This is a genomic window from Chamaesiphon sp. (assembly GCF_041738855.1).
Classification (GTDB): domain Bacteria; phylum Cyanobacteriota; class Cyanobacteriia; order Cyanobacteriales; family Chamaesiphonaceae; genus Chamaesiphon.
Genome location: NZ_JBGSPA010000078.1, coordinates 1 through 6,200, shown reverse-complemented (window position 1 = coordinate 6,200; position 6,200 = coordinate 1). Strand labels below are relative to the sequence as shown.

The 6,200-nt window shown below is 43.2% G+C and carries 10 protein-coding genes; 6 read left to right on the top strand and 4 right to left on the bottom strand.

Going from position 1 to position 6,200, the window contains the following annotated elements; genetic code table 11:
- A partial coding sequence (locus ACEW9I_RS08025) for a bifunctional aconitate hydratase 2/2-methylisocitrate dehydratase (RefSeq protein ID WP_373539833.1) occupies positions 1 to 1,518 on the bottom strand: 1,518 nt, incomplete at its 3' end.
- 97 nt (positions 1,519 to 1,615) lie between these two features.
- Here ACEW9I_RS08025 and ACEW9I_RS08020 point away from each other — a divergent pair.
- Positions 1,616 to 2,095: a hypothetical protein gene (locus tag ACEW9I_RS08020; protein ID WP_373539832.1), complete on the top strand. Its 480-nt coding sequence runs from the start codon at positions 1,616 to 1,618 to the stop codon at positions 2,093 to 2,095.
- A gap of 209 nt (positions 2,096 to 2,304) precedes the next feature.
- Here the strand turns inward: ACEW9I_RS08020 and ACEW9I_RS08015 are convergent, their stop codons facing one another.
- Positions 2,305 to 2,610: a hypothetical protein gene (locus tag ACEW9I_RS08015; protein ID WP_373539831.1), complete on the bottom strand. Its 306-nt coding sequence runs from the start codon at positions 2,608 to 2,610 to the stop codon at positions 2,305 to 2,307.
- A gap of 249 nt (positions 2,611 to 2,859) precedes the next feature.
- Here ACEW9I_RS08015 and ACEW9I_RS08010 point away from each other — a divergent pair, with 249 nt between their 5' ends.
- The 3 genes from ACEW9I_RS08010 to ACEW9I_RS08000 all read left to right on the top strand — a co-directional run bounded on the left by ACEW9I_RS08010 (position 2,860) and on the right by ACEW9I_RS08000 (position 3,722).
- Entirely contained in the window at positions 2,860 to 3,153 is a 294-nt protein-coding gene (locus ACEW9I_RS08010; protein ID WP_373539830.1) for a BrnT family toxin, read from the top strand.
- Complete coding sequence (locus tag ACEW9I_RS08005) at positions 3,150 to 3,359, top strand: CopG family antitoxin (RefSeq protein ID WP_373539829.1); 210 nt, start codon at positions 3,150 to 3,152, stop codon at positions 3,357 to 3,359. The genes ACEW9I_RS08010 and ACEW9I_RS08005 overlap by 4 nt, the downstream gene beginning before the upstream one ends.
- 132 nt (positions 3,360 to 3,491) lie before the next feature.
- Entirely contained in the window at positions 3,492 to 3,722 is a 231-nt protein-coding gene (locus tag ACEW9I_RS08000) for an addiction module protein (RefSeq protein WP_373539828.1), read from the top strand.
- Between the two features lie 16 nt (positions 3,723 to 3,738).
- On the opposite strand, the gene ACEW9I_RS07995 is transcribed toward ACEW9I_RS08000, so the two are convergent.
- A complete protein-coding gene (locus ACEW9I_RS07995; RefSeq protein WP_373539827.1) occupies positions 3,739 to 3,927 on the bottom strand; it encodes a hypothetical protein in 189 nt (62 codons plus the stop codon).
- A 249-nt stretch (positions 3,928 to 4,176) separates the two neighbouring features.
- On the opposite strand from ACEW9I_RS07995, the gene ACEW9I_RS07990 reads away from it, so the two are divergent.
- Together ACEW9I_RS07990 and ACEW9I_RS07985 are read left to right on the top strand one after the other, a co-directional pair.
- Entirely contained in the window at positions 4,177 to 4,389 is a 213-nt protein-coding gene (locus ACEW9I_RS07990; RefSeq protein WP_373539826.1) for a DUF6737 family protein, read from the top strand.
- A 122-nt stretch (positions 4,390 to 4,511) separates the two neighbouring features.
- A complete protein-coding gene (locus tag ACEW9I_RS07985) occupies positions 4,512 to 5,537 on the top strand; it encodes a hypothetical protein (RefSeq protein WP_373539825.1) in 1,026 nt (341 codons plus the stop codon).
- Positions 5,538 to 5,644: 107 nt separating this feature from the next.
- Here ACEW9I_RS07985 and ACEW9I_RS07980 read toward each other — a convergent pair whose 3' ends face one another.
- Complete coding sequence (locus ACEW9I_RS07980; protein ID WP_373539824.1) at positions 5,645 to 6,064, bottom strand: PAP/fibrillin family protein; 420 nt, start codon at positions 6,062 to 6,064, stop codon at positions 5,645 to 5,647.
- Positions 6,065 to 6,200 lie beyond the last annotated feature (136 nt).

Sequence of the window (6,200 nt, the reverse complement as noted above, 5' to 3'; positions counted from 1 at the left end):
GGCGACTAAACCGGAGCCTGCGGGGAAGGAAATGCCCAGGGGGAAGCGGGTGTGGGAGTCGCCGCCCGTGCCGACGGTATCAGGGAGGAGCATCCGATTTAGCCAGGAGTGGATGATGCCATCGCCAGGGCGGAGGGCAACGCCGCCGCGTTGGGCGAAGAAGTCGGGTAATTCTTCGTGGGTTTTGATGTCTACTGGTTTAGGATAGGCGGCGGTGTGACAGAAGCTCTGCATTACGAGATCGGCACTGAAACCCAGACAGGCGAGTTCTTTGAGTTCGTCGCGAGTCATCGGCCCCGTGGTATCTTGGGAACCAACGGTGGTCATTAAGGGTTCGCAGGACATGCCAGGGCGCACGCCTGGTAATCCACAGGCTTTACCGACCATTTTTTGGGCGAGGGTGTAGCCTTTACCTGTATCGGTGGGTTGAGTGGGGCGGGTAAAGATGGTACTGGGGGATAATCCCAAGGCGATGCGGGTTTTGTCGGTGAGGGTGCGCCCGATGAGCAGCGGAATTCTACCGCCAGCGCGAACTTCGTCGAGGATGGTGTCGGGTTTGAGGCTGAAGGTGGAGAGGGTTTCGCCGGATTCGTTGGTAATTTTGCCAGCGTAGGGATGGATGGTAATCACCATGCCAGTTTCCAGCATGGTAATATCGCACTCGATCGGTAAACTCCCCGAATCCTCAGCAGTATTAAAGAAAATCGGCGCGATTTTACTACCCAAAATATAACCACCCGTCCGCTTATTCGGCACGCAGGGAATATCCGCGCCAATGTGCCAGAGGACAGAATTAATCGCCGATTTGCGCGAGGAACCCGTACCGATAACGTCGCCGACGTAGGCGAGGGGGTGTCCTTTCTCTTTCAATTTGGCAATGGTGGCTAAACTCCCAGGTTGGCGAGTTTCCAGCATCGCCAGGGCGTGAAGGGGAATATCGGGGCGACTGGTAGCTTCAGTTGCGGGGGATAAGTCGTCGGTGTTGGTTTCGCCAGGGACTTTGAAGACTGTGACGGTAATGGTTTCGGGCAGGGTGGGGCGAGAGGTGAACCAGTCCGCATTCGCCCAGGCATCGATGACTTGTTTGGCGTAGGGATTGGTTTGGGAGAGTTCCCACACGTCGTTAAATGCGTCGTAAACGAGGACAATTTTACTCAGTGCTTTGACGGCGGCTGTAGCGAGTTCGGGATTATCAGACTGGAGTAAGTCAATCAGCGATCGAACGTTATAACCACCTAACATTGTACCTAATAGCTCGATTGACTCGATCGGGTTAATCAGCGGACTAGTAATTTTACCTGTGATAATCCCAGTCAGAAAGCCAGCTTTGACATAAGCAGCCGGATCTACTCCAGGCGGAACTCGATCGCGCAATAATGCGATCAGGTTAGCCTCTTCGCCTGCTGGTGGATGTTGTAATAGTTCGCAAAGGGCACTGGTTTGTTCGGCATTGAGGGGTAATGGGGGGATTCCCAACGCGGCTCGATCGGCTGTATGCTGGCGATATGCTTCTAACATTTGGATTTAGCTTCTTTGTCTAGGTTGTTCTATTTTAAATCCTATAGTGCGAAATGAGCCTCGATCTGTATGGATCTAGACTAATTGGGAGGTTGTTATGACAGATAAATATGAATTAGAAAAGTGGTTATGGACAGAAAGTGATTTTGAAATGATGGGATGGCATGATTCACGAGTTTATGCTATTGCTTTTTCTCCTGAGAAGTTTGAAATCGTCTTCGATATTGACTACATTTTTCAGTGGGTTCATCCAAAGCAAGATGAAAAGTTCTTTTCCTTCTGGGTTTCATCAGCTACACTCATGTTCGAGAATACTTATGATGTTAAGTTCGATATTAGTTCATATAGCGGTGGCTTGGAAATTGACTGTATTAAAAGAGAAGATGTCGGCTCTCCTAAAAATGCAGAATATATTGGGAAAGGCAAAGAATGGATTTGGACTATTGAATGTCAAGAAGGGGAAATTAAGTTTCGGTCAGCCGGATACAAACAGTATGTTCGATCCAAACCAAAACTTGGAGGTCAAACTTTAGAATTAGAAACGCGAGAGATTTCATTTCATCGCGGTACTAACTAATAAATCGTCAAAACCTCAGTCCACAAATCTTAGATTAAGACCTGCAAAGAGGGTGATTCATTAACTACACATAAATATACTCAATCGACATTTCATTTTTATGGGAAATAACGATAAATGTTCGATCGATCTTCGCGATCTCGTTATTTTTCTAGAAAAACCGATCTAATGACTCCCCAATCTAATATGAGTTCGATTTTCACTAAAAGCTATGGTAATTTCATGTGTGTTAATGCAAAATTAATAGCACTCACTGTAACAGCAACAGCAAGGGGAATTAACAAGCCTTTTATCCCAGTTAAACCCGCTACCTCTGTTTTGGTAAGATCGACATCTTTCTGGATTCGATCGACTGTTTTTTCTAAGTTATCAACTTTACCTTTTAGTTCAGTTTGAGCAAGCTTGATATCTGTGATACTATCTTGCATTCGATCGAGCTTCTCATCTAGTTTATCGATTTTGCCGTCTAGTTTGGTGAGAATCTCTTTGAGATCGGTTTCAATTATTAGAGACATTGTGATATCGTATGAGCGTATAGGCTTTCCAAAAAGGCGTAACAACTAGCATTGTTATTCCTTCTCTATTTTACCCTGTCGTTGGCGTAGCCTGCTAAAGGTAATTGTTGTGACTTCAACCGATCTGATGACTCCCAAGCTAAAATGAGGGTGTTCGATTCGATCGATCCTGTCTGTTGACGCTTTTGCTAAAATAGAGGTACGGTTAACACCTGGGAGAATAACTATGATATCACTCGATCGATCGCTATGGATGAGATAACCTTTGAATGGGACACGCAAAAGGCTCAGACGAACGATCTGAAGCATGGCATATCATTTGAAGAAGCTAAAACTGCCTTCTACGATCTAAATGCTCGTACTTCTTATGACCCAGACCACTCGCAGGATGAAGACCGCTATATCTTATTGGGGATGAGCGAATCCTTTAAGTTAATAGTCGTGTGTCATGTGTATCGGCAAAATGATGAGAGTATTCGGATTATTTCTGCTCGTAGAGCGACCAAAACAGAACAAAAAGAATATAAAGGTTATTTGACATGAGAGACGAATATGACTTTTCACAATCTGTTCCTAACCCTTATCTGAAGAAGTTAAAAAAACAGGTGAGCATTAATCTGGAAGAAAATGTTGTGGACTATTTTCAGAAGTTATCCGAGCAAACAGGAATTCCCTACCAAAATCTAATTAATCTCTATCTTCAAGATTGTGTACGGACTGAGCGCAAGCTATCTCTGAAATGGGTTTAAGCGATCGCATTATCTTCATAGAAAAACCGAACTGATGACTCCCCAATCTAAAATGATGGTGTTCGATCGATCTCATCCTTTGCTGACGTTTTTGTTAAAATAGAGAGAGGGTTAACACCTGGGAGAATCAGTATGATATCACTCGATCGATTAACAGCAGAAATCTTATCCTTGCCTAGTGCATCCAGAGCAATCCTCGCAGACAAGCTAATTGAGAGCCTAGAGTTTGACATCGATACCAGTATTCAATCCGCTTGGAGTTCGGAAGCAAAGAAACGTCGGGATGAAGTGCGGGATGGATCTGTGCGGGTAATTTCTGGCGATGATGCACTAGCACAGGTTCGGAACTCGATCGCTAAATAAAAAGTGGGATGCTCCCCTAACTCTGTCCCTGTTCTAGCACTTTCGCCAATCGTTGTTTGCGCTGATTCAATATTTCTCGATCGAGTTTGGCAATAACTTCTTCCGGTTGAATACCCGCCAACTCCATTTCTTGACAATTTTGATGTGCTTTAGCTAAAGTCTGCTTAATTTTTTCTGGATCTGGGATAGTAGGAATAGAACTCATTTCAATCTCCAATCTAGTTTAATTTCTTCTAGACTCCGCTCTAGAGCAGGAATGCGATTCTCGATATTTGATATCGCCTCATTCATCAATTTTAGCAGATCGTTATAAGTACGGGGTTGTACTTCTGCAAAGCGATCCTGCTATTGACGATTTTGCTAAAATAGAGGTACGGTTAGCACCTGGGAAAATAAGTATGATATCACTCGACCTCGATCTATTATTAGCTTAAGTAAGATAATCGACTAAATCATGAGTAATGCTAATCTTTGGGAACATAAGCCGTGGTGGTGTCAACCGTGGACGATTATTTTGACTGGAGCGATCGTAATTGCAGGTAGCTGGCTAGTATTTCATACTCTTTGGTTGAGTGTGCCAGTAGCTGTATTAATTATGCTGTGGTGGAATTATTTTTTGATTATTGTGCCGCGTATATTGGCGGCGCAAGATGTGGAGCGATCGTAAATGATGTTTTAAATATCAAGAAAAATAGAGCTTTAGAAAAGTTATTGCAGACTGCATAAAATAGCACAGCATGGATCGATCGAGTTGCGGGAAAATAAGGCACAACGTTCGTGATGAATTAGATGCACAAGATTCCTGACTGGTATATTCTCCCTAGTGCTGCATACACGATTAGCAGGAAGCAAATTAAATACTATAATTTTCTGGACAAGCAGCCAGAGAATGGTGATGTGGTCTATGGTAAGATTACGCGCCTCGGTCAACATACTGAGTTGGAAAATAAGTCTGGGCGAATTCATCGGCTCAATCAAGGTTCGACGGCAATCTTTGTATTTGGAAATCGATATGCACCAGATTTTTATGAAGGAACGGTTCCGACAACGATAACTGAAAAGGTCGATTTGTTGGCTCGATCGGGTATTATTGGTAATGTCAAAGTTAAGAACTCCTCGGTGAGCGAACCAACACATGTTAATGTATTGGGCTATATCTGCGATGCAAATGGAGAAGTTTTGAATACTCGTAATTATTCATTAATTAAGCCTAAAAAAACAGAGAAGAAAGAAGATAGATCTAAGCTAATCTTACTGATTGGGACTAGTATGAACTCTGGTAAGAGTACTAGTGCGACGGCTTGTTGTTGGGCTTTGACAACGATGGGATATGATGTCAGAGCATCGAAAGTTACGGGTACTGCTAGTCTCAAAGATATTTTGCACATGCAGGATGCGGGGGCTTCGATCGTCAATGATTTTACACATTTTGGGTTTCCATCTACTTATCTATTAGCAGAAAAAGAGATAGTAAAAATATTTAACGATCTCGATCTTAAATATGCTAATAATCCTAAAAATTATTGGTGTGTCGAGTTGGCGGACGGTATTCTACAACGAGAAACAGCTTTATTATTAAAGTCTCCAGACGTCCGATCGCGCATTCACAGGCTGATATTTGCGGCTCATGACACTTTTGGGGCGATCGGTGGATTGAATGTGCTCAAGCAGGAATTTGGATTGGTTCCAGATGCCATTTCTGGAGTTTGTTCGAGTTCTCCTTTGTTTTTGCGGGAGCTAGCTGATTTTACGGATATTCCTGTTTTTAATAATATTGATTATAATCTCAAGCAACTATCGGAAATATTAATTTAGCTAAATATCTATAAACTCACATCTTGTGTCAAAACATAATTACTAGTAGTTAGTGGATAGTGGATGCTAAAATGATATCGTTGATTTGGTATTCGGGAGTCGAACTATTACTTAGTTAGGACAAAAACACTCCCTTCATTGCCTCTACCGATGCGGAGAGTATCATCGAGGTAGGTGACTTCCAGCCATGCAGGTGCGCGCCCTGCGGAGCGATTAATCGGTAGATCGATCGCGGTAAATTTTTGACCGTTTTCGATCGCCGTAATCAACCGATCGGGATTGGTATAGTCGATAAATTTTTGTAAGCTAATCAGCGAACGATTAAATTGCACGTTTACTCTAGATTCGCTTATCGCTGTAAAAGTAGCGACAATCGACACGATCCCGTTCAATCCTGGGATGAAACTACTGATTTCGGCAACATTATACAGCGCATTATTCTTCAACCGAATGCACTGATAGATATCGCCAAGTTGGGCGAAGGGAATTTTGTCAATCCCGAGTAAACTTTGACTGCTGGTATACATTCGTGACAAGTTAAGAAAATTAGAGCTTTGTCAAGGAGGAATGGAGAATATGTCAAACTCTTACTAAACAAGCATTTGAGCTGATATAAGCAGATGACTCGCAGCCCTAGAACTAATCGTGACCACGCAAAAAAAC

Coding starts and splice junctions, on each gene's coding strand:
- ACEW9I_RS08020 (WP_373539832.1), top strand. CDS start 1,616: ATGACAGATAAATATGAATTAGAAAAGTGGTTATGGACAGAAAGTGAT.
- ACEW9I_RS08015 (WP_373539831.1), bottom strand. CDS start 2,610: ATGTCTCTAATAATTGAAACCGATCTCAAAGAGATTCTCACCAAACTA.
- ACEW9I_RS08000 (WP_373539828.1), top strand. CDS start 3,492: ATGATATCACTCGATCGATTAACAGCAGAAATCTTATCCTTGCCTAGT.
- ACEW9I_RS07980 (WP_373539824.1), bottom strand. CDS start 6,064: ATGTATACCAGCAGTCAAAGTTTACTCGGGATTGACAAAATTCCCTTC.
- ACEW9I_RS08010 (WP_373539830.1), top strand. CDS start 2,860: ATGGATGAGATAACCTTTGAATGGGACACGCAAAAGGCTCAGACGAAC.
- ACEW9I_RS08005 (WP_373539829.1), top strand. CDS start 3,150: ATGAGAGACGAATATGACTTTTCACAATCTGTTCCTAACCCTTATCTG.
- ACEW9I_RS07990 (WP_373539826.1), top strand. CDS start 4,177: ATGAGTAATGCTAATCTTTGGGAACATAAGCCGTGGTGGTGTCAACCG.
- ACEW9I_RS07985 (WP_373539825.1), top strand. CDS start 4,512: ATGCACAAGATTCCTGACTGGTATATTCTCCCTAGTGCTGCATACACG.
- ACEW9I_RS07995 (WP_373539827.1), bottom strand. CDS start 3,927: ATGAGTTCTATTCCTACTATCCCAGATCCAGAAAAAATTAAGCAGACT.